This window comes from Rhodophyticola sp. SM2404 (genome assembly GCF_053570515.1).
Genome location: NZ_JBSEDL010000010.1, coordinates 21,341 through 46,911, shown reverse-complemented (window position 1 = coordinate 46,911; position 25,571 = coordinate 21,341). Strand labels below are relative to the sequence as shown.

Genomic DNA, 25,571 nt, shown 5'->3' with positions numbered 1-25,571 from the left:
AGTGCCACTGCCCGCAATATTGGGGCTGAAAGGCTTTTGCAGAAGCGAAAGGCTTTCATGACCAACTCCAGCAAAACGACTGACGGCCCAGATTGGGTGGTCGTTCTGACCGCAATTGCGCGAGATCAGGATCAGGAAGCCTTTTCGGCTTTGTTTCGGAACTTTGCGCCGAAGGTGAAAGCGTTTTTGCTGAAATCGGGCGCGGATGAGAGCCTTGCCGAAGAAGTCATGCAAGACGTGATGGGAACGGTCTGGCGCAAAGCAGAACAATACGATCCAGCCCGCGCCTCGGTGGCGACTTGGATCTTCACGATTGCCAGAAACCGCAAGATCGACCTCTTGCGGAAATATGCACGCCCCCAACCCGAGGATCTGCCTTGGGGGCCAGAGGAAGAACCAGACCAAGAAGATGTTCTTGGCCTGCAACAAGACAGCGCCCGCTTGGTTGAGGCGCTTAATTCTTTGCCCGCAAAGCAGCGGGAATTAATCGAACGGGCCTATTACGGTGACCTGAGCCACAGCGAAATTGCCGCTGAAACCGGTCTCCCCCTTGGCACGATCAAGTCTCGGATTAGGTTGGCGTTAGACAGACTTCGCCACAAGATGGGTTGAATAATTAATGAACGACGTGAAACACCATATCGGCGACGAGTTCCTGATGGGCTACGCCGCTGGATATCTTCCGCAAGCTTTTGATCTTGTGGTGGCCGCACATGTATCGATTAGCGATGAATCGCGTGCGCGGATGGAAAGCTTTGAAGCCCTTGGCGGCGGTGTCCTTGAGGGCATGGATGATGCCGAGATCGGCGAAGATAGCCTTGAGAAGACGCTTGCCATGATCACCGGCGCGGCACCTGTGGCAGAGCCAAACCCTGCGCCAGTCGATGATGTTTTTCCCGCCCCTTTGCGCGATGCGATCGGGGGCGGCACGGAAGCTGTGAAGTGGCGTTCCATCGGGATGGGCTGCAAACAGGCCGTTATCCATTCCGACAAGGACGCCACCGCGCGGCTTTTGTTCATTCCCGCAGGTCAGGCCATGCCCAAGCACAGCCACCGTGGAACGGAAATGACGCTTGTCTTGCAAGGCGCCTATCGCGATGAAACCGACCGTTTCGCGCGCGGCGATGTAGAGGTTGGCGATCAGGATATGCACCACACCCCCGTTGCCGAAGCGGGCGAGGATTGCATCTGCCTTGTCGCCACCAATGCGAAGCTGCGTTTTGAAAGCTTCCTGCCAAGATTGGCGCAACCCTTCTTGGGCATATGAGCCGCTTTACTCCTTTGGGTCGGGCATGAAACATTTCGGCCCGACACGCGGTGAATTGAAATTCCGCTTGGCCTTCAGCTTTGTGGGCCTCGCGGCACTGTTGGGGGCCTTGATCTATCGCGGCTTTCAAGCGGGGCCTGCTATGGTTGAGGTTCTGATCATCGCTGGCGGCTTTTTTGGCGGAAGCGCGATCTGGACAATTTTGAAGCTGGTCAAGCGCGATCATCCTCAAGACAGCTGATTTCACGGCTTTTGCATTCGACGCGGGCGCGCATTGGCGCTAGAGCGGTGCTGCCATGACGGAAGCTTTCATATATTCCCCCCCTGATGATCCGCTGGATATCATCCATGAGGATCACGAATTGATCCTTGTGAACAAACCTGCGGGCCTCCTCTCGGTTCCGGGAAAGGGCGAGCATCTTGCCGATTGCCTGATCGCGCGGCTCACCACTGCATTTCCCGAGGCCCTTCTGGTTCATCGTCTGGATATGGACACCTCTGGCGTGATGATCTTTGCACGCACCCCGCATGCGCAACGTCACTTGGGGCTGCAATTCGAAAAGCGGCAGACCAAGAAAACCTATATTGCACGCGTCTGGGGCCATGTGACCGAGAAGGAAGGTCATATTGATCTGCCCTTGATCGTCGATTGGCCAAACCGCCCGTTGCAGCATGTGAATTTCGAGACAGGCAAATCCGCCCAAACCGATTGGCGGCGTGTCCGCATCGAGGGCGAGACAACCCGCATGCGCCTTTACCCCAAGACAGGCCGCTCGCATCAATTGCGGGTCCATATGCGCGAGATCGGCCACCCGATCCTTGGCGATCCGTTTTATGCAACGGAGGCGGCGCGGGATTTCCCGCGGCTTATGCTGCATGCCGAAAGCCTCAAGGTGCGGCACCCCGATGGCGGCAAAAGCATGCTGTTCCGTGCGCCCGTCCCGTTCTAGGCGGAAATCCCTACCATCATTCGGAACCGGCCAAGCTGAGCAGACAGCCGTTCGCCCTATAGGGGTGCGGCGGTATAACCTTCCCTTTTTGCGTGAAACCCGACTTTGGGCGGGATGTAACGGCTTCTCTCTCTTCTTATGTCAGGTAGAACGGCACCGAAGACAAAATGGAGATGAATATGGGACTTCGCATCAACGACATCATTCCAAACCTCACGGTAGAAACTGATCAAGGCAGCTTTGCCTTGCATGATTTCATCGGAGACAATTGGGCAATTCTGTTCAGCCACCCCAAGGATTTCACGCCTGTTTGCACCACAGAATTCGGCGCCGTCGCGCAGCTTGCCGATGAGTGGGACGCCCGTGGCACGAAGGTTCTGGGTATTTCCGTGGACAGCGCCGAAGAGCACGTCAAATGGAAAGGCGATATCGAAGCCGTAGGCGGTGCCAAAGCAGGCTTTCCAATCGTTGCCGATACCGATCTGGCCTTGGCTAAAGCCTTCGACATGCTGCCCGCCGATGCCTATCTGCCTGATGGTCGCACACCGAATGACACCGCAACTGTGCGCGTTGTCTTCATCATCGGGCCAGATAAGAAGCTGAAACTGTCGATGACCTACCCGATGAATGTTGGTCGCAACTTCGCAGAAGTGCTGCGCGCCTTGGATGCGCTGCAAACCGCCACGAAAGAGAACATCGCGACGCCTGCAAACTGGACTGTCGGTCAGGATGTTGTGGTTCCGATGGCTGTCTCGGACGAAGACGCAATCGCGAAATACGGCTCGATCGACAAGAAGCTGCCCTATCTTCGCATGGCTTCGCTCAAGTCGTAAAAGACTGGTTGTTCAAACACAAAAGCCCCCGATTTCGGGGGCTTTTTCTTTGCTTGTAAACCGCTTCAGGCGGCCGACGGCCCCGAGATCGCGTAATTCGGAGCATGCAAATAGATCGAAGAACCCATCTCGACCTGATCATAGAGCTCGGTCACATGGGCATTGACCATCCGCACACAGCCTGAGGATGCGGCGGTGCCTATCGACCATGGCTGCGGGGTGCCATGCACACGCAAATAGGTATCGCGGTTGCCATCATAGAGATACATCGCCCGCGCGCCCAAAGGGTTCTCGGGGCCACCAGGAACACCATCTGCAAATTCGGCGTAAACCTCAGGCTCACGCGCGATCATCGCGGCAGTAGGGGTCCAGCTTGGCCATTCAACCTTGCGGCGGATCGTATAGCGGCCTGGCGATTGCAGACCCGAGCGGCCAACAGCCACCCCGTAGCGCATCGCGGTGCCATCTGTTCCGATATGGTAGATATATTTGGCAATCGGGTCGACATGCAGATCACCCGGGTTGAGGCCCGGATTATGGACCACCCGCGTCGGCATGAAACGTGGGTGCAAACCCCAAGGGTTATCCCCGAGCGGATCGGGGCGTTCGATTGCGTCATCAAAGCCCACATCATCCTGACCAAATACCGGTGTCGATATAAGAGCAGCCCCAGTGGCTATGAAATGGCGGCGGGTTAGCATTATATCATCCTTCAAATACAACGGGCCCAGTATAATTTCCCGCGAATAATCCCCAAGAATCTCTGCTGACGCAAGATCATCTCGGTCACAATAAGGTCAGCATCCAAAAGGAAAACCCCGCGCCAAGGCACGGGGTTTCCAGTGTTGCATCGAAAGCAAAGATTACTCTTCTGCTTCTTCTTTCGGAAGGTCTTCGCCAGTTTCCTGATTGACCATTTTCATAGCCAAACGAACCTTGCCACGATCATCAAAGCCCAAGAGCTTGACCCAGACTTCCTGACCTTCTTTCAGAACGTCCGACGGATGGTTCAGGCGGCGGTTTTCGATCTGGGACACATGTACCAGACCATCACGCTTGCCAAAGAAGTTCACGAAGGCGCCGAAATCAACGATCTTCACGACCTTACCTTTATAGATCTTGCCCTCTTCAGGCTCGGCGACGATCGAGTGGATCATCTCATAGGCTTTCTGGATGGCTTCGCCATTTGGCGATGCGATCTTGATGATGCCTTCATCATTGATGTCGACCTTAGCGCCCGACACTTCAACGATTTCACGAATGACCTTACCGCCCGAGCCGATCACTTCACGGATCTTGTCGGTTGGGATCTGCATGGTCTCAATACGCGGTGCATGCACCGAGAAATCGCCAGCTTCGGTCAACGCGTTGCTCATCTCTTCGAGGATGTGCAAACGGCCTTGCTTGGCCTGCTCCAGAGCTTTCTTCATGATTTCAGGCGTGATGCCTGCAACCTTGATGTCCATCTGCAGCGAGGTGATGCCATCGGCGGTACCAGCCACTTTGAAATCCATGTCGCCGAGGTGATCCTCGTCGCCAAGAATATCGGTCAGAACCGCATAGGAGCCGTCATCTTCAAGGATAAGGCCCATCGCAACACCTGCGACAGGAGCCTTGAGAGGAACGCCCGCATCCATCATCGACAGCGAACCGCCGCAGACAGAGGCCATCGAGGAGGAACCGTTCGATTCCGTGATCTCAGACACAACGCGAATTGTGTAGGGGAAATCAGTGGCCGATGGCAGAACCGCCTGAAGCGCACGCCATGCAAGCTTGCCATGGCCAATCTCGCGACGACCCGCCGAGCCGACACGACCAACTTCACCCACCGAATAGGGAGGGAAGTTATAATGCAGCAGGAAGTTCGACTTGAAATTGCCATGCAGAGCGTCGATGAACTGTTCATCATCGCCTGTGCCAAGCGTGGTCACAACCAGACCTTGCGTTTCACCACGGGTGAACAAAGCCGAGCCGTGGGTCCGTGGCAGAAGGCCGGTTTCGCTGACGATGTCACGCACTTTATCAAGTGCACGGCCATCAATCCGCTTGCCGTCTTTTACAACTGCGCCACGCAGAACGCCCGATTCAAGCTTCTTGAGTGCGGAGCCCAGATTTTCATCTTCAAGGTCTTCCTCGCTCAATTCAGCCTTGATCGCCTCTTTGACGGCGGCAACAGCGGCGGTGCGCTCCTGCTTGTCTGTCAGAGCATAGGCTTCGCGCATTTTGGCTTCACCCAAGGCTTTTACCCGCTCATAGAGATCGGAGTAATCAGGCGCTTGGAAGTCAAACGGCTCTTTCGCGGCATCTTCTGCCAGCGAGATGATCAGGTCGATCACAGGCTGGATTTGCTCATGCGCGAAGGTTACCGCACCCAGCATTTCCTCCTCTGACAGCTCATAGGCCTCGGATTCAACCATCATCACGGCTTCTTTGGTGCCTGCAACCACGAGATCCAGACGCTGATCGGGGTTGTTGCGCAGGTCATGCATGTCATCGACGGTCGGGTTCAGGATGTATTCGCCATCCTCAAAACCAACGCGGCAACATGCGATCGGGCCACGGAAAGGCGCGCCGGAAATAGTCAGGGCCGCCGAAGCCGCGATCATCGCAACCACATCGGGGTCATTGACCAGATCGTGGCTCAGAACCGTACACATCACCAGAACTTCATGCTTGAAGCCGGGAACGAAGAGTGGGCGGATCGGACGGTCGATAAGACGCGCAGTCAGCGTCTCTTTTTCGGTCGGACGCGCTTCGCGTTTGAAAAAGCCACCGGGAACTTTACCGGCCGCATAGTATTTCTCTTGGTAATGGACCGTAAGCGGGAAGAAGTCCTGACCCGGCTTAGGTGCTTTTGCAAAGGTCACGTTTGCCATGACCGATGTTTCGCCGAGGGTCGCAATCACAGAACCATCGGCCTGACGGGCAACCTTGCCCGTTTCGAGGGTGAGGCTTTCTTCCCCCCACTGAATAGATTTCGTCGTAACGTTGAACATTATCGTTTCCTGTATGGGAGCACTCCCGACCCCTGTCGGGTCTCCCGTTTCATGGGTGGCCCCATTGCCACCGACCCCAATCCTTCGCACAACGCCGGGGTCTAGAGCGTCACGTCTCAGATGCGCGGCACATACACTGGATTGCCCTATTTGGAAAGCAACTTGGCACCAGAGCCAAAAAGAAAGGCCCGCTCGAGATGAGCGGGCCTTCCAGAAATCCGGTTTGTCGGCGTTTAGCGGCGGATGCCGAGACGCTCGATCAAGGATTGGTAACGGGACACATCCTTGCCTTTGACATAGTCGAGCAGCTTACGGCGCTGTGCAACCATCATCAAAAGACCACGACGGGAGTGGTTGTCTTTCTTGTGCGACTTGAAGTGCTCGGTCAGCGTCGAGATACGCGATGTCAGGATAGCAACCTGTACTTCGGGCGAACCAGTATCGCCTTCTTTGGTCGCGAATTCTTTCATCAAGCGTGCTTTTTCTTCAGCAGTAATCGACATCGTGGGCTCCTTTAAGGGTTAAGGGTCATGGCGCAGGCCGGGATGTCGTCCAGCAAGGCCCTTGGAGTGCTACACCAGATGACTCCGATGCAGATGCGCGCATGTAGGAGAAAACATCGACAAAGAAAAGAGGTTTCCTTCGAAACCCGCCCCCAATCCCCGATTTCCAAGGGTTTTTGGGGATGTTTCGTTAACCATTGGGGAAATTTCCTCTCTCAGATTGCCGCCGCTTCTCGTAGATTGAGGGGTATCTGGTTTGCTGAGCCGACAGATTCGGCACAAGCCCGTGTCACAACGCGCCGCGCGATCTGTCCTGATACAGCGGTATCGCCATCACGGCGAGGGCTCTACCCGCCTCGGAACATCCCCGAATTTCACTTGTTTCGATGCCGGAGGGCGCGATGCTTCTTTTGACAGGGCTATTCTCCAGCTTGATGGCAGGCTTCGCGCTGACCAGCTTTCTGATCAGTGAAGAAGATACGGAGGACGACCCGCCCATCCGCAATAATGAATTCGATGCGGGCAGCACCCAATCCGTTCAAACTACCATCATCGGCACCCAAGATGGCGACGCCCTTCAGGGCAGTTTTCTCGATGACGATATGTTTGGCGGCGATGGCAATGATACACTTGATGGCGGGCTTGGCCGTGATCTGATGAATGGCGGGGCAGGCGATGATATCCTGCGCCTTGAAGACGGCGACCTTGCCTTTGGCGGTGAGGGGGCCGACCAGTTCGAAACCAGCGGCACGCCGGATCAGGGCGCGGCCATTCCGCAGATTTTCGACTTTCAACAGGGCGAGGACATGCTGGTTCTGAAATTCGACGGCGATGGAACCGCCCCGCCCGAGATCAGCTTTGATGACTCAAGCCAGCCTGGGAACACGCTTGTCATGGCCGAAGGGGTCGCCACTGCCTTTCTGGAAGGCGTATCGGGGCTGACCGTTGATGATGTCGAACTACGCTTTTCTGACGCGCCCGAAGCCTCGATTTTCGAAGGGCAGGTCGAGAACACCTATTCCTCGGATGCGTTGAACATCCGCGATGCGATGGCCCCTGTGCTTGATCCTGACCAAGGCGATGCCCTGACAGGCTCGGCCTCGGAAGATGTCATCATCGGCGGCAGCGGCAATGACGCGATCTTTGGGGATGAGGGCGATGATACCTTGTCAGGCCTTGGCGGAAATGACGAGATTTACGCCGATCAGGGCGATGACAGCCTAAGCGGCGGTGCGGGGCATGATTTTCTTGCAGGCGGCGAAGGCAATGACCAGCTTAGCGGCAATACGGGCCAAGACGCGCTTTTTGGCGGCGAGGGGAATGACAGCCTGGATGGGGGCGATGGCGGCGATATCCTGCAAGGCGGGCTGGGGGCTGACAATATTGCAGGCGGCGCGGGCGATGACCTGATCGATGGAAGCGTCGCACCCGATGGCGGCCCTGATCTGGACACGGGCGATACACTGGATGGCGGTGCGGGCAATGACACCATTCTGGCAGGCGCCGATGACACCGTTACTGGCGGCGAGGGGGCCGATCACTTTATATCAGGCAGCCATATCGAACAGGCCGAACAAGCCAGCCATATCCTTGATTTCAACCCAAGCGAGGACAGGATCGAATTGCTCTATAATCCCAGTGAAAGCCCCGACCCGACCCTCTCGGTGCAGGATTTCCCCGATGGGTCTGGGGCCAATATCCTGTTGAATGGTCAGATCGTGCTGCGGGTGACGGGTGGCCAAGGCCTTGATCCCGAAACCATCACCTTGCGCAGCATCGACAACGCCGCCTGAAGATCAACCCGCAGGATAGCCCTCAAAATGGGGCAGCACGGCTGCCAGCACCGCATCGGGCACCTCCTCCATGGCGAAATGCCCTGTCTCGACCACTTCGATCCCATGCAAATCATCGGCCCATTCCCGCCAAAGCCCAAGCGGATCGCCCGTATTGGCGGGAAACCCGTTTTGCGCCCAGACAAATAGCAAAGGCGCTGCAATCTTGCGGCCCTCGGCCTTATCGGCATTGTCCAAAGCACGATCAAAACTCGCCCCTGCCCTGTAATCATTGCACATGGCCGCAATTCGGGCAGGATCAGCGGCTTGTTTGCGATAGCTGGCCAAAGCCTGATCCGAGAAGGGCTGGAGGCTTTTGACATGGGTCCAAGACGCCAAGGTCCAATCCATATAGGCCACGCCATCGGCGCTGATCATCCGCTCGGGCAAGGGCGCGGGTTGGGCAAGAAAGGTCCAGTGATAGGCTTTCAGCGCCAGATCGGCCGTCCAAGATTCCCAGAAATCACCTGTGGGGACGATCTCGATAATCCCAAGCCGCGCCAGTCTGTCTGGATGATCAAGCGCAAAGCGATAGGAGACGCGCCCACCCCGATCATGGCCGAGGATATGCGCGCGCTCAATCCCGAGCGCATCCATGATACCCAAAATATCCTTGGCCATTTCGCGTTTGGAATAGGCTTGGTTATCCGCCGTATTCTCGGGGATATCGCTATCGCCATAACCGCGCAGATCAGGGATGATGCAATGGAAATGCTTAGCCAGTTCAGGTGCTATCTTGGACCAGCACATATGGTTTTGCGGATAGCCATGGATCAGGATCAAGGGCGCGCCCTGCCCGCCCTGATGCACCGATAAGCGGGTGCCGTTTGTCGCAATCATGCTGTGGGTAAAACCCTCGGTATCAGACATAGGCCGCTCCTCGATATGATTGCCAATTCGCCCGATCAAAGCCTGCGGGGCGCGGCGGGTCAATCGCTGGTGGGCCAAATCTCGGGCTGAACGGCATATCCGATATAAAGCGGATGTTTGGGGTGGCCGTCTTTCGACAGGCCCAAATGGAACAAGGGCGCGCCTGTTTTTCGCAGCAGCGCCTCTACCTCGGGGCCACGCCCAAGATGCGCCCCATGGGTGCCCCAAGCGCAGATCACCTGATCGGCCCAAGCCACGCCTTCAATAATCGCGGCGTCATTCGCGGGGCCAATAGGATCAACCGCTTTGCGCATCAATCGCGGATCGGTATCGCGCCATGCAAAGATGTTGAGCACACGAAACCCACCAAATCCAAGCGCGCGCGCACGGCGCTCACATCGCTCGACAGTCGGGTCGTTTTGTACTTCGGTCGCAGTAGAGGGGTTGAGCATAATGAACAGCGCACGCGCGCCCTCCCCCTCCCAGATACGGGTCAGCGAGTAGCGGTATTTCTCGCAAGGAGAATAAACCGCCACACTATCGGCATCCCCCTTTTGATGACTGCGCGTAATCACAGATTAAACACCCGTGCGGGGTGCAATTCACCCGAGCGGTAGATGCCCACGGCCACGGGTTTACCCTGATACGAGGCCCAAGCCTCTTCGCCATATTCGGGCAGATCAGCGGTTGGAACCACCTGCCCCGGATTGCCGTTTTTCAGGCGAGCGAAACCTTGGTCAGTGCATTGCAATTCAGTCAACTCGTCCAAGGCAGTGGCAACAGGCAGCAGAAACTCGTCCAGCCCTTCGGTTCGGGCGTGTTCTTCGACTGTCTCAAGGCTAACCCCGTCTTCCACTTCGAATGGGCCCGACCAGATGCGCCGCAACTTGAGGACATGGCCATAGCAGCCAAGCGCCTCGCCCAGATCCCGCGCGATAGAGCGGACATAGCCGCCTTTGCCGCAGACCAGTTCCAATTCCGCATGCTCATCATCCAGACGCGCCAGCAGGCTGAGGCTTTCGACAAAGAGCGGGCGGGCGGCCAGCTCAAGGTCTTCGCCATCGCGCGCCAGTTTATAAGCGCGCTCCCCGTCGATCTTCACAGCCGAGAATTGCGGTGGCACCTGCTGGATATCGCCCGTGAACTGGCCAAGCGCGGCTGTGATATCCGCATCGCTTGGGCGGGTCTCACTTGTCGCGATCACTTCGCCCTCGGCATCATCGGTATTGGTGGCTTGCCCAAAGCGGATCGTGAAAACATAGGCCTTCATCGCATCGGTGATATAGGGAACGGTTTTTGTCGCCTCACCAAGGGCAATGGCCAGAACACCCGTCGCCTCAGGATCAAGCGTGCCTGCATGGCCCGCCTTATTGGCGTTCAAGGCCCATTTTACCTTATTCACAACAGCGGTCGATGTCGGCCCAGCGGGTTTATCCACCACCAGCCACCCCGAAATATCACGACCTTTTTTCCTGCGTGCCATATGCGCTTTGCCCTTTATCGGAAGGCCGAGCTGCTACCCGCCCAAGGCGTCCTCGTCAACCACGACCCCAAGGATCGGTCCGATTGGAAAACCGAAATCCGAGCGCCCCAGCTCAGGCGCATAAAGCCGCGAGACACGACCATCTAGAAACAAGGCATTGGGCAGGTCAAAATGGTCCCGAAAGACGCGCGCGAAGTGATGGAAATTCACCGCCTGATCCGAGATCACAGCCACAAGCCGCGTACCTGTTTCATCCACACCAACGCCATTGCGGAAATTCAACGAGCTACTGTCTTCCAGAAAACGCGGATGCAATTCGCCATCAATCACCAGCATTGGCCCCGATTGGGTGGCAAAGCGGCATTCAGGCAAAGCGCTCGCATAATTGCGGCTTTCGATCACTTGTGCGCGGTCATCATTTACGCAAAGCACCCCATTGGGCAGCAAACCGAAATTCCCGGGCCCCTCAGAGGTGACAACCCGCATCTCCTGCGCCCCATCCTCAATATAGAGGCCAACGGGCCTGCGATCATCGTGGAACATGCCTGCATTCATCGCGAATGCGATGGATTGCCCGTCAGGCAAACTGCTGTTCAGACGGGTGAAGCTGCCAAAAACCTCACCCTCTTCATTGCGCAGCCAAAGGCGCAGATCAGCCGCAGGCACATCAACCTCGCAGGCCGAAAAATCTGCCCCGTCAAATTCGAAACTTGTGCATGACGCAAAAGCCGCGTTGGAAACGACCAAACCAAATAACGCCAGAATGGCGCTTCTGATCATGCGTCCTCTCCCTCGCCGCCTGATGCTATATCACGTGCAACCCGTTCATCCGCGAAAAGACGGCGTGTCTCATCCATGCGGTCAAAGGTCTCGTCGATCAGGAAACGCAGATCGGGGGCGTATTTCAGGCTCATCTCGCGCCCGACCATCCGCCGCAGCTCGTGCTTGTTGCGCTTGAGCGCCTCAATCGCCTCCTTGCGGTCACCGCCACCCAAGGGCATCACGAAGACGGTCGCAATTTTGAGATCCGTCGAGGTGCGCACTTCGCCGATCGTGATCGACATACGGTTGAGGTCGGGGTCGTGGATATCCCCTCGGTTGAGAACATCCGACAAGGTCCGGCGAAGCGATTCACCGACCCTTAATTGCCGCTGCGAGGGGCCGGGCCCATCATGAAACTTGTTCTTTGCCATCACACCATCCTTTCCCCAGCATCTAGGGGAACACCCGCCTTCTCGCAAGCAACGCTTTCGTAATCCGCGCCCTTGGGCTAGGAGAAACCTGAGTTTACCGGAGAAAAGACATGACCGATAGCACAGGCATCGCCATCATGGGCGCCTCGGGGCGCATGGGCCAAATGTTGATCAATACGATCACCGCAAGCGACAAGGCGCATCTGGTCGGCGTGACCGAGCGCAGCGGGCATGACTGGGTCGGCAAGGATTTGGGCGAGGTCATGGGCGGCATGCCAAGCGGTGTGCCTGTTTACGATGATCCGCTCGACGTGATTGTCAAAGCCCAAGCCGTGATCGATTTCACCTCGCCCGAGGCCACAATCGCCCATGCGCAACTGACGGCACAGGCACGCTGTGTGCATGTGATTGGCACAACCGGCTTTGATGATACGCATCTGGCAAAAATTGCAGCGGCGGCCCGTCATGCAACGATCATTCGCGCGGGCAATATGAGCCTTGGCGTCAATCTCTTGGTGCAACTCACCCGCAAGGTTGCCGCCGCATTGGATGAGGATTTCGACATTGAAGTGATCGAGGCCCATCATAACCAAAAGGTGGATGCCCCCTCAGGCACCGCCCTGATGCTGGGTGAAGCAGCCGCCGCAGGGCGCGGTATCTCCCTCAAGGATGCCATGGAAAGCGGCCGTGACGGGATCACAGGCGCGCGCAAGCGTGGCGAGATTGGATTTTCGGCCATCAGGGGCGGGGATATCGTGGGGGAGCATGACGTGATGTTTGCCGCAGCGGGCGAACGGATTGTTCTGCGCCACCTCGCCACGGATCGTGCCATTTTCGCCCGCGGTGCGCTGAAAGCCGCCCTTTGGGGTCAGAATAAAGGCCCCGGCGAGTTTGATATGCTCGATGTTCTAGGGCTTTCTTGATCCATATCTGATTTTGCCGCGTAATACTTCGTGATCATCGAGTCATGGGGGCAAAAAGATGCGGTGGATCGTTATGGTGGCAGCCGCGCTGATTTCAGTGCAAGCAAACCACGCCAAAGCCGAAGAATTCGATATTGTGCAATCGCGCGAAAGTTTCGTGGGCTTGATAAGTCAACGCGAACTGACCCGATTTGGCATTCGCCTAACCGTCTCCCCAGACGGAGCAATCAACGGGCGGGCCTTCGGCACCCCCGTCACAGGGGCTTGGGACTGGAATGGCGGCTATTTCTGCCGCGATCTTTTCTGGGGCGATACCGATCTGGGGTTCAATTGCCAGATGGTGCAGATCCGTGAAAGCACCATCCGCTTCACCTCGGATCGTGGCGCAGGGAATTATGCTGATCTGTCCCTGCAATAGGACAGCACCCTAGAAATCGATGGCGATGCCCTTTTTCTCCCAATCGCCATAGCGAACGGGTTCAGGGCCATTGCGGCCTCCAAGCTCAGTGGGAAGCTCCAAATCCTTTTGCTTCTGGCGCCGCTCTTCGGCCTCGGCCAAAGCGCGCTTGGCGGCTTCGGGCAATTCTGGTTTGGATGTATCGGCCACGGGCACGCCTCCTTGCAACTTCCTACCCTGTGATATACGCCGCAGCCTCTGCCAAACAAGGGTAAGCTGAACATGTCGAGCGAAGGACTAGAGCCGCGCCGTGCCGCGCTGGCAGCACTCAAAGCGGTACTGCAAGAACAGCGCATGCTGGCCCATCTGCCCGAACCCGATTACCTGCCCCCCGAAGACCGCGCCCGCGCCACGCGGCTGGCCGCGACCGTCTTGCGCCATCTGGGGCGTATCGACCAATTGCTGGCCCCCTATTTCGAACGCCGACCAAACCCGCCGACCTTGAATATTCTGCGTCTGGGTGCCGCTGAATTGCTGATCGACGGGGCCGAGGCGCATGGCGTGGTCAATGCCGCTGTCACCATCGCCAAATACAGCCATGCCACATCCCGCGGGGCGGGGATGATCAATGCCGTTTTGCGCAAAATCGACACTGAAGCGCGCGACCGTTGGGAAGAGCTGCCGCCACAACGCATCCCCGTCTGGATGCGCAAAACCATTGGCGGCAAATGGGGCGAAGACATCACACGCGCGATTGAGGCCGCACATGAAAATGGCGCACTGATTGATCTGACCGCGCGTGATGGTGACTTGACGATTGAAGGGGCAAGCCGCCTGCCAACCGGCAGCTACCGCCTTGCACAGGGCCAAGTCTCGACCTTGGCCGGATTTTCCGAAGGCCAGTTCTGGGTGCAAGACGCAGCCGCCGCCCTGCCCGCGCGCCTGCTTGGCGAGGTTGCGGGCAAACGCGTGCTGGATTTATGCGCAGCTCCGGGCGGCAAGACCATGCAATTGGCGGCGATGGGGGCCGATGTGACGGCGCTCGATATCTCCAACAAGCGCATGCACCGCGTCCGCGATAACCTGTCCCGAACGGGGCTGACGGCCAATCTGGTCATTGATGACGCCCTCAGTTTTGAGGCCGAGGGGTTCGATGCCATTTTGTTGGATGCGCCCTGTTCGGCCACTGGCACAATCCGCCGCCATCCCGACCTGCCTTTCGTCAAATCCGCCCGCGAGGTCGAGGATCTGACGCGGCTCCAAATGCAAATGATCGACCATGCCTCCAGCTTGCTGACCGTGGGCGGTGTGATGGTCTATTGCACCTGCTCCATCCTGCCGAATGAGGGTGAAAACCAGATCAAGGCCGCGTTGAAACGCCATTCCAATCTGGAAATACTGCCGATCGACCCAGAAGAGGTCGGCGGTGATGCGGAATGGGCCAGCCCTGAGGGTGGCCTGCGTATCCTACCCTCCTTTTGGGCGGACAAGGGTGGGATAGACGGCTTTTACATGGCGCGCCTGCAAAGGCGGTGACACCGTGGCCTTCGGACGGTAAGACTGCTGCATAAAAGACGCCAGAGCAGGCCCCGAGCAATGTCCGAACCCCAATCATCAAACGCCTCCCCCGCGCAGAAACCGCGCATAGGGCAGAGCAGTTCGGCCAATAGATGGGCCGCGTGGCGCGCGGGCTTTTCGGGATCGGCCAAGGGCTTCACATGGAAGCCCGAGCCCAAAACAATCGGGCTTGATCCGCGCGGTCGCCAGCTTTTGGCGGGGAATTTCATGTTTGGCGGTGTTCTGGTTGAAGCCCCCGACACCCTGCCTTGGGATATCGACCCGCCCAATGATGCTTTCCTGCACGAATTGCACGGTTTTGGTTGGATGGACCACCTCGCCGCGATCACCGATGGCTCGGGCCAGAAACGCGCGCAAGCATGGCTGGCCGATTGGCTCACGCGCTTTGGCAAAGGCAGAGGTCCGGGATGGGAGCCCGATTTGGCAGGGCGCAGGCAAATCCGTTGGATCAGCCATGCCTTCTTTCTTCTCAGCGGGCAGGCACCCGCGCAAAGCCGCGCCTTTACCTCCGCCTTGGCGCGCCAAACCCAGTTCCTTGCCCGACGCTGGCATGTCACCAGCCATGGCCTGCCCCGCTTTGAAGCCCTCACGGGGCTTATCTATTCGGCCTGCACATTGACAGGAATGGAGCGCCATCTGGATCGCGCGATGCGCGCCTTGGCCCGCGAATGCAGCCGCGAGGTAGATGCCTCAGGCGGGATCATAACCCGCAACCCCGAAGAATTGCTGGAGGTCTTTACGCTGCTGACTTGGGTCTCGGCGATCCTTGCGGAAACAGGGCGCGAACCGGCCCCTGCCGTTCAAACCGCCATCATGCGCATCGCACCCACCTTGCGCAATCTGCGCCACAGCGATGGTGGGCTTGCCCGTTTCCATGGCGGCGGGCGCGGCGTGTCGGGGCGGCTGGATCAGGCGCTATCACAATCAGGCGTGCGTCCCTCGGTGATGAACGGGCTGGCCATGGGCTATGCGCGGATGTCGGCGGGACGGGTAAGCGTTATCGTGGATGCCGCCCCTCCACATAAAGGGCCAAAAAGCTATAATGCCCACGCCTCCACACTGGCTATGGAGATGACATCAGGGCGGCGGCCCGTGATTGTAAGCTGCGGATCAGGCGTGAGCTTCGGGCCCGAATGGCGGCGCGCAGGGCGCGCGACCCTCTCGCATTCCACGCTGAATATTGACGGGTATTCCTCTGCACGGCTTGGTGCTGGCATCAATGATGACGGCATTCTGAGGCAAGACGTGGTTGAGGGGCCAGAGAAGGTGGAGATGCAGGATTTCCCGTCTGAGAACGGCCGCCAGATCACGCTGAGCCATGACGGCTATGTCACCAGCCATGGTCTGACGCATATTCGCTCGCTCACCCTCGATAATGACGGCAGGTTCTTGCAAGGCGAAGATGGTCTGGCCGCGATGGAGGATACCGACCGCGAAGTTCTGGACCATATGCTTGCCAATGCAGGCGGAAACGGCATCGGTTTTTCCCTTCGCTTCCATCTTCATCCCGAGGTCGAGGCCGAGATTGGTCTGGGCGGGCATGCGGCCTCGCTGACCCTCAGGGGCGGTGAGGTTTGGGTCTTTCGCCATGGCGGTGAGGCCGAATTGCGGATCGAGCCGTCATTTTACCTCGAAAATGGGCGGATAAAGCCCCGCGCGACAAAACAGATTGTTCTCTTTACCCGCCTCACGGAGTATGGGAGCGCCATAAGTTGGAGCTTGGCCAAGCCGAGCGATGCCCCTTTGGCGCATCGTGACTATGCGCCTGATCCTCTCCGACTGTGACACTGGAACTGTTTAGGACCCAATATGACCGATCACCTCCCCCTCTCGCGTGCCCTGATTTCCGTCTCTGACAAGACAGGCCTTCTGGACTTTGCCAAATCTCTCTCGGATCGCGGGGTGGAGTTGCTCTCGACTGGCGGCACGGCAAAAGCATTGCGCGATGCGGGTCTGGCTGTTCGGGATGTGGCCGAGGTCACGGGTTTCCCCGAGATGATGGACGGGCGCGTCAAAACCCTGCACCCGATGGTGCATGGCGGCCTTCTGGCGCTGCGCGACAACCCTGAACATGTCGCCTCGATGGAAGAGCATGGCATCGGCGGGATCGATCTGTTGGTCGTGAACCTCTACCCGTTTGAAGAAACGGTCGCCAAGGGCGCGGAATACGACACCTGTATCGAGAATATCGATATCGGCGGCCCCGCCATGATCCGTGCTGCCGCAAAAAACCACAGCTTTGTGTCCGTCGTAACCGATGTCGAGGATTACGCAGCCCTTTTGGCCGAGCTGGACAGCAATGATGGTGCGACAAGCTATGCCTTCCGACAAACCCTTGCACAGCGCGCTTATGCCCGCACGGGTGCCTATGATGCGGCCGTATCTACTTGGATGGCCGCAGCAATAGACGAGCCCGCGCCGCGCCGCCGCGCGGTTGCAGGCACACTTGCCCAGACCCTGCGCTATGGCGAGAACCCGCATCAGGCCGCCGCTTTCTATCTTGATGGCTCCAACCGCCCCGGCGTGGCGACTGCCATGCAGCATCAGGGCAAGGAACTGAGCTACAACAATATCAACGACACCGATGCCGCCTTTGAATTGGTTGCCGAGTTTGACCCCGCAAACGGCCCCGCCTGCGCGATTATCAAACATGCCAATCCCTGCGGTGTAGCCCAAGGCAGCAGCTTGGTGGAGGCCTATAAAAGCGCGTTCCAATGTGATCAGACCTCGGCTTTCGGAGGGATCATTGCATTGAACCAACCGCTTGACGGAGCCACTGCGGAAGAAATCGTCAAGATTTTCACCGAGGTCGTGATTGCACCGGGTGCAGATGCGGATGCCAAGGCGATCTTTGCCGCCAAGAAAAATCTCCGCCTCTTGACCACCGACACCCTGCCCAACCCGCAACAGGCCGCGATGACCATTCGTCAGGTCTCGGGCGGATATCTGATGCAGGACAAAGACAGCGGCCATATCACCCGCGATGATCTGAAGGTGGTGACCAAGCTCGCCCCGACCGAAGCGCAGCTTGATGATCTACTCTTTGCTTGGAAAGTTGCCAAACATGTCAAATCCAACGCGATTGTCTATGTGAAAGACGGCGCCACGGTGGGTGTGGGCGCAGGCCAGATGAGCCGCGTTGACAGCTCGCGCATCGCCGCGCGCAAGGCGCAGGATATGGCCGAAGTGCTTGGCCTGCCGCAAAGCCCCGCCCTTGGTGCTGTGCTGGCCTCAGATGCGTTCTTCCCCTTCCCTGACGGTCTGCTGGCTGCCGCCGAAGCAGGCGCGCGCGCCGTGATCCAGCCTGGCGGGTCCATGCGGGATGATGAGGTCATCGCCGCCGCCGATGAGGCGGGTCTTGCGATGGTCTTCACTGGCATGCGCCATTTCCGTCACTGAGTATTGATCCATGCGCCTGTTCTACATCTCAGCGGTTTTCTGGTTCCTGCTTGATCAGGGCAGCAAATGGGGCGTGGTGCATGGATTAAACCTCGAGACGGTCCGCGTGATCGAAGTGTTCCCGCCCTATTTGACCTTCATTATGGGCTGGAACACAGGCATCAATTTCGGCCTATTCGCCGAGGCGCATGAGGCCTCGCGCTGGTTCCTGATCGTGCTGGCTTTGGGAATATCGGCGTGGGTGTTCTGGTGGGCGCGCTCATTGGAGCGGCCAATCGCGCTGCTCAGTGCTGGTGCGATTGTTGGCGGCGCGCTTGGAAATGCTTTGGATCGGGTGATTTACGGGGCCGTTGCCGACTTTCTCAATATGTCATGTTGCGGCATCCAGAACCCATTTACCTTTAATATTGCTGATATCGGCATCTTTGCGGGTGCCTTTGGCTTGATCCTCTTTGCAGATACGAAGAAGATCACCCCGTGACGGCGGGAATGAGTTACGCTAAACCCGTGGCATGGAGGGGCGAATGAAGCATCTAGGCAGTAGTTTTTGCATCTTGTTAGTGGCAGCGTCCGTTGCGGCCTGTAGCCGTGGTGAAACACCCTCCTTGATGAACCTTCGCCAAACAGGGGAAGGGCCGGATGAATTTGCCATCCTTCCCACGCGCCCCTTGGAAATGCCCGAGACATTTGCAGAACTACCACCGCCCACGCTTGGCGGCATGAACCGCGCCGATCCTGACCCCGAAGCCGATGCAATTGCGGCCCTTGGTGGCAATGTGGAACGCGGCAACCGCGCAGGGGATGTGGTCACTTATGTTTCCCGCTTTGGCGTTGCCCCAGATATTCGCGGCGTTCTGGCCAGCGAAGACGAGCAATTCCGCCGCGACAATAATCCGCTGCTCCTAGAACGTATTTTTGCGATTACCACCTATTTCAATGCCTATGAGGACGTCTCGCTCGACAGATATGCCGAGCTTGAACGGATGCGCCGCGCAGGCATTCGCACGGTGGCAGCACCTCCAAACCCAGAAGCAGAATAAGCTGCCTTCATCACAGCCGCGTCAGGCCCGCTTGATGCTTGGGGTCACGCGCTTATCTTGTCTGATATAACTACCTCGTTTCAGGAGGGCCGCCTGTGCGCCTTGCCGTTCTTTGTCTGACCTTATCTCTCAGCCTGCCCAATTTGGCCTTTGCTGCTGGAGAAGTGACCGAATTCACCCTTGATAACGGCCTTGAAGCTGTTGTCATCGAAGACCATCGCAGCCCCGTTGTGGTGCATATGCTGTGGTACCGCGCAGGTGCCGCCGATGAGCCTGCGGGCAGTTCAGGCATTGCGCATTTCCTTGAGCATCTGCTGTTCAAAGCGACTGAAACGCTGGAAAGCGGCGAGTTTTCCGCCACGGTTGAGGCCAATGGCGGCTCGGATAATGCGTTCACCTCTTGGGATTATACGGGTTATTTCCAACGCGTCGCAGCCGATCGATTGGGGCTGATGATGCAGATGGAAGCCGACCGTATGCGCAATTTGCGCATCACCGAAGACGACATCGTGACCGAACGCAGTGTCATCATCGAGGAACGCGCGCAGCGCACCGATTCAAACCCCGGTGCGCTCTTTTCCGAGGAACTGCGCGCCGCGCTTTACATGAACCACCCTTACGGCATCCCGATCGTTGGCTGGCGACATGAGATGGAGCAGTTGAGCCGCGAAGACGCACTGGCCTTCTACGACCGTTTCTATGCACCCAATAATGCCATCCTGATTGTCGCGGGCGATGTGAGCCCAGATGAGGTTCGCGCCTTGGCCGAGGAACATTATGGCGGGCTTGAGCCAACCCTTGGCCTTGAGCCGCGCAGCCGCCCGCAAGAACCACCCCATCTGGCCGATAGACGCATCTATTTTGAGGATCAGCGCGTGGCGCGCCCCTATGTAAGCCGCGCCTATCTCGCGCCTGAACGCGACACAGGCCAGCAAGAAGAGGCCGCAGCGCTTTCCCTTCTTGCGGAAATTCTGGGGGGAAGTGGCGTTACGGCTGTGCTCAGCCGCAGCTTGCAGATCGAAGACGAAGCATCGCTTTTTGCAGGGGCCTATTACACCAGCACAAGCTATGACGATTCCTCTTTTTCGGTCGTGAATGTGCCCGTACCAGGCGTGTCCTTGGAACAGGCCGAGGCTGATCTGGACCGCGTGATCGCAGATTTCCTTGAAACGGGTATCGACCCCGCGCAACTGGACAGGATCAAATTCCAATACAGCGCCGCCGATATCTATCAGCAAGACAGCGTGCAATCTCTTGCACGGGAATATGGCATGGCGCTCACCTCGGGGCTGACGGTGGTGGATGTGCAGGCATGGCCCGAGGTCATCGCCGCAACAACCGCCGAAGATATCATGGCAATGGCCGAGCGTATCTTTACCCAAACCCCATCTGTCACGGGCTATATCAGCCCGCCCCAAACCGTCGCGACCACCGAGGAGGCCTCCCAATGAGTATGATCCTGCGCGGTCTTTCGACGATCGCTGCCGCCATGATGCTGGCTCTGCCCGCTGCGGCGGATATCGACATTCAGGAAATAACCTCACCCCAAGGGACATCGGCTTGGCTGGTTGAGGATCACACGATCCCCTTTGTGGCGCTTGATATCCGGTTTCAGGGCGGCACCTCGATTGATCCCGAAGGCAAACGCGGGGCAGTGTATTTCATGACGGGCCTTCTGGAAGAAGGTGCAGGTGATCTTGATGCGCAAGCCTATGCACAGCAGGCCGAGGCCTTGGCCGCACAAATCTCTTTCTCCTCCTATCGCGACTCGGTTGCGATTTCGGCGCAATTCCTCAGCCAGAACCGCGATGAAGCAGCCGATTTGCTGCGGGATGCGCTGGTCTCGCCCCGTTTTGATGAAAGCGCGATCGAACGTGTGCGCACGCAAATTCTGTCGATCATCGAAAGCCATCAACAAGACCCCGATGAACTGGGCGCCCAAGCTTTCAATGCGCAAGCCTATGGCAACCACCCCTATGCCAGCCCTGAACAAGGTACTTTGGAGACGATCACCACGATGACCCGTGATAATCTGGTCGCGGCCCATCGTGCCGCCCTCACGCGGGATCGGGTTTTCATTGGGGCGGCTGGCGATATCACAGCAGAGGAACTGGGTGTCTTGATCGACAGGCTGATTGGCGATCTTCCTGCGGAAGGCCCAGCTTTGCCAGGACCTGCCGAGTATGCGCTTGAAGGCGGGATAACGGTTGTCGATTATCCCACGCCACAATCCGTCACCATTTTCGGCCATGAAGGGATTGAACGCACAGATGAGGACTTCTTTCCTGCCTTTGTTCTGAACCAAATCCTTGGCGGTGGCGGTTTTCAATCGCGCTTGATGAATGAGGTGCGGGTCAATCGCGGCCTGACCTATGGCATCTATTCCTATCTCAGCCTTGCCGATTGGCAGCCCATGCTGCTGGGGCAGTTTTCATCCTCCAATAATCTAGTGGCCGAGGCCATCGAGGTCACCCGCAGCATCTGGCAGGACATGGCCGAGAACGGCGTGACCGAGGAAGAACTGGAAGCCGCCAAGCTTTATATGACGGGCGCATATCCTTTGCGGTTTGACGGCAATGGCACCATTGCGGGCATCCTTGCAGGCATGCAGCAAGACGGTATGCCGACCGAATATATCAACACCCGAAATGACCGTGTGAATGCCGTCACCATGGAAGATATCAGGCGCGTCGCAGCCCGCCTGCTCCAGCCCGATGGCTTGCGGTTTGTGGTGGTGGGCCAGCCCGAGGGCCTCACCCCGACCGAATGAAGCGGTATATTCCAGAATCGCGGCGGCCATGCTAGTTCTGGTGGTATGGCCGCACCCAACCCCAATATAAGCGAAAATCGCCCCATTATCCGTCAATTGGATGATGCCGCCATCAACAGGATTGCGGCAGGTGAAGTGGTTGAACGGCCCTCCTCTGCGGTCAAGGAACTGGTTGAAAATGCCATTGATGCGGGCGCACGCAGGATCACCATTGAGGTTGCGCATGGCGGCAAAAGCCTGATCCGCGTGATTGATGATGGCTGCGGTATGGGGCCAGATGATCTGCCCCTTGCCCTGTCCCGTCATGCAACCTCCAAGATCGATGGCACAGATCTTTTGAACATCCGGTCTTTCGGGTTCCGAGGCGAGGCTTTGCCATCGCTTGGGGCGGTTGGGCGCCTCACGATCACCAGCCGCGCCGATGGGGCCGAAGGACACCGCATTGCCGTGAGCGGTGGACGTGCAGACCCTGTGCGCCCCGCCGCGCAATCCCAAGGCACCGTTGTTGAGTTGCGCGATCTGTTTTACGCCACCCCTGCGCGTCTGAAATTCCTGCGCACCGACCGCGCTGAGATGCAGGCGATATCTGATGTGGTCAAACGTCTTGCCATGGCCGAACCTGCCGTGGGGTTCACCCTCAAGGATGTCACCGACGCCCCGCGCGATCTGTTCCGCGCCGACCCCGAACAGGGCGATCTATTCGATGCCCTCGGGGCGCGGCTCGGGGCGGTCATGGGGCGCGAGTTTGTCGAAAACGCTGTCCCCATCGAGGCCGAACGCGAAGGGCTGCGCCTGATCGGTTTTGCGGCTCTGCCCACCTATTCGCGTGGCTCGGCTGTGGCGCAGTTCCTTTTCGTCAATGGCCGTCCTGTGCGTGACAAGCTTTTGATCGGGGCCTTGCGGGGGGCCTATTCCGATTTCCTGAGCCGCGAGCGTCATCCCGCTGCGGCGCTCTTTGTGGATTGCCCACCTGAACGCGTCGATGTGAATGTGCATCCTGCCAAATCCGAGGTCCGCTTTCGCGAACCAGGCGTGGTGCGCGGGCTGATTGTCTCGGCGCTGCGTCATGCCTTGGCCGAGGCGGGCCACCGCGCCTCAAGCACTGTCGCCTCCGCCACGCTTGGTGCCTTCAGGCCCGAGCCCACTGGCGATGCTTTGAGCGGGCCGCAACCACCGCGCATCTATCAGATGGATCGCCCGTCTCAATCGGCCCTCACCGCCGCGCGCGATTGGCAAGCCCCCGGTTTTGAAGACGCGACTGCCCCTTTCGCTCCTACCTCGGCACGGGTCGAACCTGCCTATGACCCGCAAGGCGCGACTGCGGCCACCGATCTTCCCTTGGGGGCGGCCCGCGCGCAGGTGCATGAAAACTATGTCATCGCGCAAACCGCTGATGGTGTGGTGATCGTGGATCAGCACGCCGCGCATGAGCGTTTGGTCTATGAAAAGCTCAAACATCAAATGGCGGAAAACGGTGTGGCCTCGCAGGCGCTCTTGATCCCCGAGATCGTCTCGCTTGGTGGCGATGCGGACAGGCTGCTGGAACTGGCCGATGAATTTGCGCGCTTTGGCCTTGTGATCGAGGCTTTCGGGGCGGGCACCATCGCGGTGCGGGAAACGCCTGCGATTTTGGGTGAAATCAATGCCGAGGCGATCTTGAAGGATATCCTTGATGAACTGGATGATCTGGGCGAAAGTCAGAACCTTCAGGCCCGTATCGAGGCCATTCTCAGCCGCGTGGCCTGCCATGGGTCGATCCGTTCGGGCCGTATGATGCGCGCCGAGGAAATGAATGCGCTTCTACGCGAAATGGAGGCCACCCCTCATTCGGGCCAATGCAACCACGGGCGGCCGACTTATGTTGAATTGAAACTCTCGGATATCGAGAAACTGTTTGGGCGCACATGATCCAGTTTGGCGACACATTGATCAATCTTTCCGACCCTTTGACGCTTCTGGTGATCATTGCGGGTGTCCTTGTGCTGATCATGTTTGTGTTGATCGTGATCGCCATGCGCGCGGCCAATCGCTCGGCGCAGATCGTGGCCCCGTTGGCGCAGCATATCGGCGGTTTGGGCCAGCGGGTGCAATCGCTCTCGGATGGGCAGCATCAACTCTCGGGCGGTCTCAACCATGTCGCCGAGATGAACGCCAAGGCCCAGACCCAAATGCTCGAAGCCATGGAGCGGCGCTTGGAAGAAGTGCAAAAGGGCATGACCGATACGCTGCATGGCACCTCGACACGCACGGCGCGCAGCCTTGGGGAATTGCAGCAGAAACTGGAACAGATCGACAAGGCGCAGGCCAATATCGAAAAACTGTCGGGCGATGTACTTGGCTTGCAGGATATTCTGTCAAACAAGCAAACTCGCGGGGCCTTCGGGGAAATCCAGCTCAATGATATCGTGTCCAAGGCCCTGCCCTCGGATGCCTATTCCTTTCAGGCCACGCTGACCAATGGCAAACGCGCCGATTGTCTGGTCCATCTTCCCAATCCTCCGGGGCCGATTGTGATCGACTCGAAGTTTCCGCTCGAGGCTTATGAGGCCCTGCGCAACGCCAAAAGCCCCTATGAGGTCAACGAGGCCTCCAAGCAGATGCGCGCCTCGGTCAAGGCCCATATCAAGGCCATCTCCGAGCGCTATATCATCGAAGGTGAAACCGCCGATGGTGCCTTGATGTTCCTGCCCTCCGAGGCCGTCTATGCCGAGTTGCACGCCAATTTCCCCGAGATCGTCCGCGAGGGGTTTGCCGCAAGGGTCTGGATCGTTTCGCCCACAACCTGCATGGCAACCCTGAACACCATGCGCGCCGTGTTGAAAGACGCCAGAATGCGCGAACAGGCAGGGGCCATTCGCAAGCAATTGGCCATGCTTCATCGCGATGTGGAACTGGTGGTTGAGCGCGTGGGCAAGCTGAACACTCATTTCGGCCAAGCCCGCAAAGATATCGACGAGATCAATACCGCCGCCGAACGCGCGGGCAAAAGGGCCACCAAGCTCGATAATTTCGACTTTGAGGAAATCGCCCAAACCGAGACCGCCAATGTGGTGCCGCTGCCGAAAACCTAAGCGCCAAAGACCGCGCGCAGGATTTTTGTCAGTCCTTCGGCATCGTCTTGCGTGAAGGCATCGGGCTGATCGCTGTCGATATCAAACACCCCGATCAAATCGCCCGCAGCATTCCAGACGGGCAAAACAATCTCGGAACGGGTGGAAGATGCACAGGCGATATGGCCGGGAAAAGCCTCCACATCGGCGACCAATTGCACTTCTTGGCTGCGGGCCGCAGCCCCACAAACCCCCTTGTCAAAGGGTATCACCAGACACCCATGACCGCCTTGATAGGGCCCGATCTTGAGCAGGTTCGGCTCGGTCACGCGGTAAAACCCGACCCAATCGAACCGCGCATCACTATGAAAAACCTCGCAGGCCAAAGTGGCCATCAAAGCGACCTCGTCACGTTCTCCATAGGTGAGGCTCTCGACGGTTTTGCTCAAGTCATCATAGTTAACGCGCATTGGGCCAAGGCTATCCG

General features: G+C 58.0%; 27 protein-coding genes. 17 read left to right on the top strand and 10 right to left on the bottom strand.

Annotated features, from left to right (window positions below; all coding sequences use genetic code 11):
• The first annotated feature begins 57 nt into the window (after positions 1-57).
• The 5 genes from ACTYEO_RS13620 (at position 58) to ACTYEO_RS13600 (ending at position 3,050) form a co-directional block, all read left to right on the top strand.
• Positions 58-612 carry a sigma-70 family RNA polymerase sigma factor gene (locus ACTYEO_RS13620; protein ID WP_449324297.1) on the top strand — a complete coding sequence of 185 codons (555 nt, stop codon included), beginning with the start codon at positions 58-60 and terminating at the stop codon, positions 610-612.
• 7 nt (positions 613-619) lie between these two features.
• Positions 620-1,267 (top strand): ChrR family anti-sigma-E factor, encoded by a 648-nt coding sequence (locus ACTYEO_RS13615; protein WP_449324296.1) that lies wholly within the window; start codon positions 620-622, stop codon positions 1,265-1,267.
• Between the two features lie 25 nt (positions 1,268-1,292).
• Entirely contained in the window at positions 1,293-1,508 is a 216-nt protein-coding gene (locus ACTYEO_RS13610; RefSeq protein WP_449324295.1) for a hypothetical protein, read from the top strand.
• Between the two features lie 55 nt (positions 1,509-1,563).
• Positions 1,564-2,217 (top strand): RluA family pseudouridine synthase, encoded by a 654-nt coding sequence (locus ACTYEO_RS13605; RefSeq protein WP_449324294.1) that lies wholly within the window; start codon positions 1,564-1,566, stop codon positions 2,215-2,217.
• Between the two features lie 179 nt (positions 2,218-2,396).
• Complete coding sequence (locus ACTYEO_RS13600; protein ID WP_449324293.1) at positions 2,397-3,050, top strand: peroxiredoxin; 654 nt, start codon at positions 2,397-2,399, stop codon at positions 3,048-3,050.
• Positions 3,051-3,115: 65 nt separating this feature from the next.
• On the opposite strand, the gene ACTYEO_RS13595 is transcribed toward ACTYEO_RS13600, so the two are convergent.
• The 3 genes from ACTYEO_RS13595 to rpsO all read right to left on the bottom strand — a co-directional run bounded on the left by ACTYEO_RS13595 (position 3,116) and on the right by rpsO (position 6,549).
• Positions 3,116-3,751, bottom strand: coding sequence for a L,D-transpeptidase (locus ACTYEO_RS13595; RefSeq protein WP_449324292.1), 636 nt, complete (start codon positions 3,749-3,751; stop codon positions 3,116-3,118).
• Positions 3,752-3,913: 162 nt separating this feature from the next.
• Positions 3,914-6,046: a polyribonucleotide nucleotidyltransferase gene (pnp, locus tag ACTYEO_RS13590; RefSeq protein ID WP_449324291.1), complete on the bottom strand. Its 2,133-nt coding sequence runs from the start codon at positions 6,044-6,046 to the stop codon at positions 3,914-3,916.
• Positions 6,047-6,279: 233 nt separating this feature from the next.
• Positions 6,280-6,549 (bottom strand): 30S ribosomal protein S15, encoded by a 270-nt coding sequence (gene rpsO / locus ACTYEO_RS13585; RefSeq protein ID WP_449324290.1) that lies wholly within the window; start codon positions 6,547-6,549, stop codon positions 6,280-6,282.
• Positions 6,550-6,950: 401 nt separating this feature from the next.
• Between rpsO and ACTYEO_RS13580 the strand changes: the two genes are divergently transcribed.
• On the top strand, positions 6,951-8,342 hold the full coding sequence (locus tag ACTYEO_RS13580) for a calcium-binding protein (protein WP_449324289.1): 1,392 nt from the start codon (positions 6,951-6,953) through the stop codon (positions 8,340-8,342).
• A gap of 3 nt (positions 8,343-8,345) precedes the next feature.
• Here the strand turns inward: ACTYEO_RS13580 and ACTYEO_RS13575 are convergent, their stop codons facing one another.
• The 5 genes from ACTYEO_RS13575 to rbfA are packed head-to-tail and all read right to left on the bottom strand — an operon-like array spanning position 8,346 to position 11,927.
• Complete coding sequence (locus ACTYEO_RS13575; RefSeq protein ID WP_449324288.1) at positions 8,346-9,251, bottom strand: alpha/beta fold hydrolase; 906 nt, start codon at positions 9,249-9,251, stop codon at positions 8,346-8,348.
• A 59-nt stretch (positions 9,252-9,310) separates the two neighbouring features.
• Positions 9,311-9,826, bottom strand: coding sequence for a DUF1643 domain-containing protein (locus ACTYEO_RS13570; protein WP_449324287.1), 516 nt, complete (start codon positions 9,824-9,826; stop codon positions 9,311-9,313).
• Entirely contained in the window at positions 9,823-10,734 is a 912-nt protein-coding gene (truB, locus tag ACTYEO_RS13565; RefSeq protein ID WP_449324286.1) for a tRNA pseudouridine(55) synthase TruB, read from the bottom strand. The genes ACTYEO_RS13570 and truB overlap by 4 nt, the downstream gene beginning before the upstream one ends.
• A 33-nt stretch (positions 10,735-10,767) precedes the next feature.
• Complete coding sequence (locus ACTYEO_RS13560; RefSeq protein ID WP_449324285.1) at positions 10,768-11,514, bottom strand: phosphodiester glycosidase family protein; 747 nt, start codon at positions 11,512-11,514, stop codon at positions 10,768-10,770.
• Positions 11,511-11,927 carry a 30S ribosome-binding factor RbfA gene (gene rbfA, locus ACTYEO_RS13555; protein ID WP_449324284.1) on the bottom strand — a complete coding sequence of 139 codons (417 nt, stop codon included), beginning with the start codon at positions 11,925-11,927 and terminating at the stop codon, positions 11,511-11,513. Before rbfA ends, ACTYEO_RS13560 begins: the two co-directional genes overlap by 4 nt.
• Positions 11,928-12,037: 110 nt before the next feature.
• Here rbfA and dapB point away from each other — a divergent pair, with 110 nt between their 5' ends.
• Together dapB and ACTYEO_RS13545 are read left to right on the top strand one after the other, a co-directional pair.
• Positions 12,038-12,850 (top strand): 4-hydroxy-tetrahydrodipicolinate reductase, encoded by an 813-nt coding sequence (dapB, locus tag ACTYEO_RS13550; RefSeq protein WP_449324283.1) that lies wholly within the window; start codon positions 12,038-12,040, stop codon positions 12,848-12,850.
• 58 nt (positions 12,851-12,908) lie between these two features.
• The gene (locus tag ACTYEO_RS13545) at positions 12,909-13,268 is read left to right on the top strand and encodes a dihydrodipicolinate reductase (RefSeq protein ID WP_449324282.1); all 360 of its coding nucleotides are present in this window, start codon (positions 12,909-12,911) and stop codon (positions 13,266-13,268) included.
• A 9-nt stretch (positions 13,269-13,277) separates the two neighbouring features.
• Here the strand turns inward: ACTYEO_RS13545 and ACTYEO_RS13540 are convergent, their stop codons facing one another.
• Positions 13,278-13,457 carry a DUF1674 domain-containing protein gene (locus ACTYEO_RS13540; RefSeq protein WP_375282387.1) on the bottom strand — a complete coding sequence of 60 codons (180 nt, stop codon included), beginning with the start codon at positions 13,455-13,457 and terminating at the stop codon, positions 13,278-13,280.
• A gap of 72 nt (positions 13,458-13,529) precedes the next feature.
• Between ACTYEO_RS13540 and ACTYEO_RS13535 the strand changes: the two genes are divergently transcribed.
• The 9 genes from ACTYEO_RS13535 to ACTYEO_RS13495 all read left to right on the top strand — a co-directional run bounded on the left by ACTYEO_RS13535 (position 13,530) and on the right by ACTYEO_RS13495 (position 25,105).
• The gene (locus tag ACTYEO_RS13535) at positions 13,530-14,783 is read left to right on the top strand and encodes an RsmB/NOP family class I SAM-dependent RNA methyltransferase (RefSeq protein WP_449324281.1); all 1,254 of its coding nucleotides are present in this window, start codon (positions 13,530-13,532) and stop codon (positions 14,781-14,783) included.
• 60 nt (positions 14,784-14,843) lie between these two features.
• Entirely contained in the window at positions 14,844-16,610 is a 1,767-nt protein-coding gene (locus ACTYEO_RS13530; RefSeq protein ID WP_449324280.1) for a heparinase II/III family protein, read from the top strand.
• 24 nt (positions 16,611-16,634) lie between these two features.
• Positions 16,635-18,224 carry a bifunctional phosphoribosylaminoimidazolecarboxamide formyltransferase/IMP cyclohydrolase gene (gene purH / locus ACTYEO_RS13525; RefSeq protein WP_449324279.1) on the top strand — a complete coding sequence of 530 codons (1,590 nt, stop codon included), beginning with the start codon at positions 16,635-16,637 and terminating at the stop codon, positions 18,222-18,224.
• Between the two features lie 10 nt (positions 18,225-18,234).
• Positions 18,235-18,705: a signal peptidase II gene (lspA, locus tag ACTYEO_RS13520; protein ID WP_449324278.1), complete on the top strand. Its 471-nt coding sequence runs from the start codon at positions 18,235-18,237 to the stop codon at positions 18,703-18,705.
• A gap of 31 nt (positions 18,706-18,736) precedes the next feature.
• On the top strand, positions 18,737-19,264 hold the full coding sequence (locus ACTYEO_RS13515) for a DUF3035 domain-containing protein (RefSeq protein WP_449324277.1): 528 nt from the start codon (positions 18,737-18,739) through the stop codon (positions 19,262-19,264).
• 95 nt (positions 19,265-19,359) lie between these two features.
• The gene (locus ACTYEO_RS13510) at positions 19,360-20,715 is read left to right on the top strand and encodes a M16 family metallopeptidase (RefSeq protein WP_449324276.1); all 1,356 of its coding nucleotides are present in this window, start codon (positions 19,360-19,362) and stop codon (positions 20,713-20,715) included.
• Complete coding sequence (locus tag ACTYEO_RS13505) at positions 20,712-22,034, top strand: M16 family metallopeptidase (protein WP_449324275.1); 1,323 nt, start codon at positions 20,712-20,714, stop codon at positions 22,032-22,034. Before ACTYEO_RS13510 ends, ACTYEO_RS13505 begins: the two co-directional genes overlap by 4 nt.
• A 45-nt stretch (positions 22,035-22,079) precedes the next feature.
• On the top strand, positions 22,080-23,942 hold the full coding sequence (mutL, locus tag ACTYEO_RS13500; RefSeq protein ID WP_449324274.1) for a DNA mismatch repair endonuclease MutL: 1,863 nt from the start codon (positions 22,080-22,082) through the stop codon (positions 23,940-23,942).
• Positions 23,939-25,105 (top strand): DNA recombination protein RmuC, encoded by a 1,167-nt coding sequence (locus ACTYEO_RS13495; protein WP_449324273.1) that lies wholly within the window; start codon positions 23,939-23,941, stop codon positions 25,103-25,105. Before mutL ends, ACTYEO_RS13495 begins: the two co-directional genes overlap by 4 nt.
• Here the strand turns inward: ACTYEO_RS13495 and ACTYEO_RS13490 are convergent.
• Entirely contained in the window at positions 25,102-25,554 is a 453-nt protein-coding gene (locus tag ACTYEO_RS13490) for a GAF domain-containing protein (RefSeq protein WP_449324272.1), read from the bottom strand. The two genes, ACTYEO_RS13495 and ACTYEO_RS13490, sit on opposite strands and share 4 nt — an antisense overlap.
• Between the last annotated feature and the right edge of the window lie 17 nt (positions 25,555-25,571).

Coding starts and splice junctions, on each gene's coding strand:
- ACTYEO_RS13620 (WP_449324297.1), top strand. CDS start 58: ATGACCAACTCCAGCAAAACGACTGACGGCCCAGATTGGGTGGTCGTT.
- ACTYEO_RS13615 (WP_449324296.1), top strand. CDS start 620: ATGAACGACGTGAAACACCATATCGGCGACGAGTTCCTGATGGGCTAC.
- ACTYEO_RS13610 (WP_449324295.1), top strand. CDS start 1,293: ATGAAACATTTCGGCCCGACACGCGGTGAATTGAAATTCCGCTTGGCC.
- ACTYEO_RS13605 (WP_449324294.1), top strand. CDS start 1,564: ATGACGGAAGCTTTCATATATTCCCCCCCTGATGATCCGCTGGATATC.
- ACTYEO_RS13600 (WP_449324293.1), top strand. CDS start 2,397: ATGGGACTTCGCATCAACGACATCATTCCAAACCTCACGGTAGAAACT.
- ACTYEO_RS13595 (WP_449324292.1), bottom strand. CDS start 3,751: ATGCTAACCCGCCGCCATTTCATAGCCACTGGGGCTGCTCTTATATCG.
- pnp (WP_449324291.1), bottom strand. CDS start 6,046: ATGTTCAACGTTACGACGAAATCTATTCAGTGGGGGGAAGAAAGCCTC.
- rpsO (WP_449324290.1), bottom strand. CDS start 6,549: ATGTCGATTACTGCTGAAGAAAAAGCACGCTTGATGAAAGAATTCGCG.
- ACTYEO_RS13580 (WP_449324289.1), top strand. CDS start 6,951: ATGCTTCTTTTGACAGGGCTATTCTCCAGCTTGATGGCAGGCTTCGCG.
- ACTYEO_RS13575 (WP_449324288.1), bottom strand. CDS start 9,251: ATGTCTGATACCGAGGGTTTTACCCACAGCATGATTGCGACAAACGGC.
- truB (WP_449324286.1), bottom strand. CDS start 10,734: ATGGCACGCAGGAAAAAAGGTCGTGATATTTCGGGGTGGCTGGTGGTG.
- ACTYEO_RS13560 (WP_449324285.1), bottom strand. CDS start 11,514: ATGATCAGAAGCGCCATTCTGGCGTTATTTGGTTTGGTCGTTTCCAAC.
- rbfA (WP_449324284.1), bottom strand. CDS start 11,927: ATGGCAAAGAACAAGTTTCATGATGGGCCCGGCCCCTCGCAGCGGCAA.
- dapB (WP_449324283.1), top strand. CDS start 12,038: ATGACCGATAGCACAGGCATCGCCATCATGGGCGCCTCGGGGCGCATG.
- ACTYEO_RS13545 (WP_449324282.1), top strand. CDS start 12,909: ATGCGGTGGATCGTTATGGTGGCAGCCGCGCTGATTTCAGTGCAAGCA.
- ACTYEO_RS13535 (WP_449324281.1), top strand. CDS start 13,530: ATGTCGAGCGAAGGACTAGAGCCGCGCCGTGCCGCGCTGGCAGCACTC.
- ACTYEO_RS13530 (WP_449324280.1), top strand. CDS start 14,844: ATGTCCGAACCCCAATCATCAAACGCCTCCCCCGCGCAGAAACCGCGC.
- purH (WP_449324279.1), top strand. CDS start 16,635: ATGACCGATCACCTCCCCCTCTCGCGTGCCCTGATTTCCGTCTCTGAC.
- lspA (WP_449324278.1), top strand. CDS start 18,235: ATGCGCCTGTTCTACATCTCAGCGGTTTTCTGGTTCCTGCTTGATCAG.
- ACTYEO_RS13515 (WP_449324277.1), top strand. CDS start 18,737: ATGGAGGGGCGAATGAAGCATCTAGGCAGTAGTTTTTGCATCTTGTTA.
- ACTYEO_RS13505 (WP_449324275.1), top strand. CDS start 20,712: ATGAGTATGATCCTGCGCGGTCTTTCGACGATCGCTGCCGCCATGATG.
- mutL (WP_449324274.1), top strand. CDS start 22,080: ATGGCCGCACCCAACCCCAATATAAGCGAAAATCGCCCCATTATCCGT.
- ACTYEO_RS13495 (WP_449324273.1), top strand. CDS start 23,939: ATGATCCAGTTTGGCGACACATTGATCAATCTTTCCGACCCTTTGACG.
- ACTYEO_RS13490 (WP_449324272.1), bottom strand. CDS start 25,554: ATGCGCGTTAACTATGATGACTTGAGCAAAACCGTCGAGAGCCTCACC.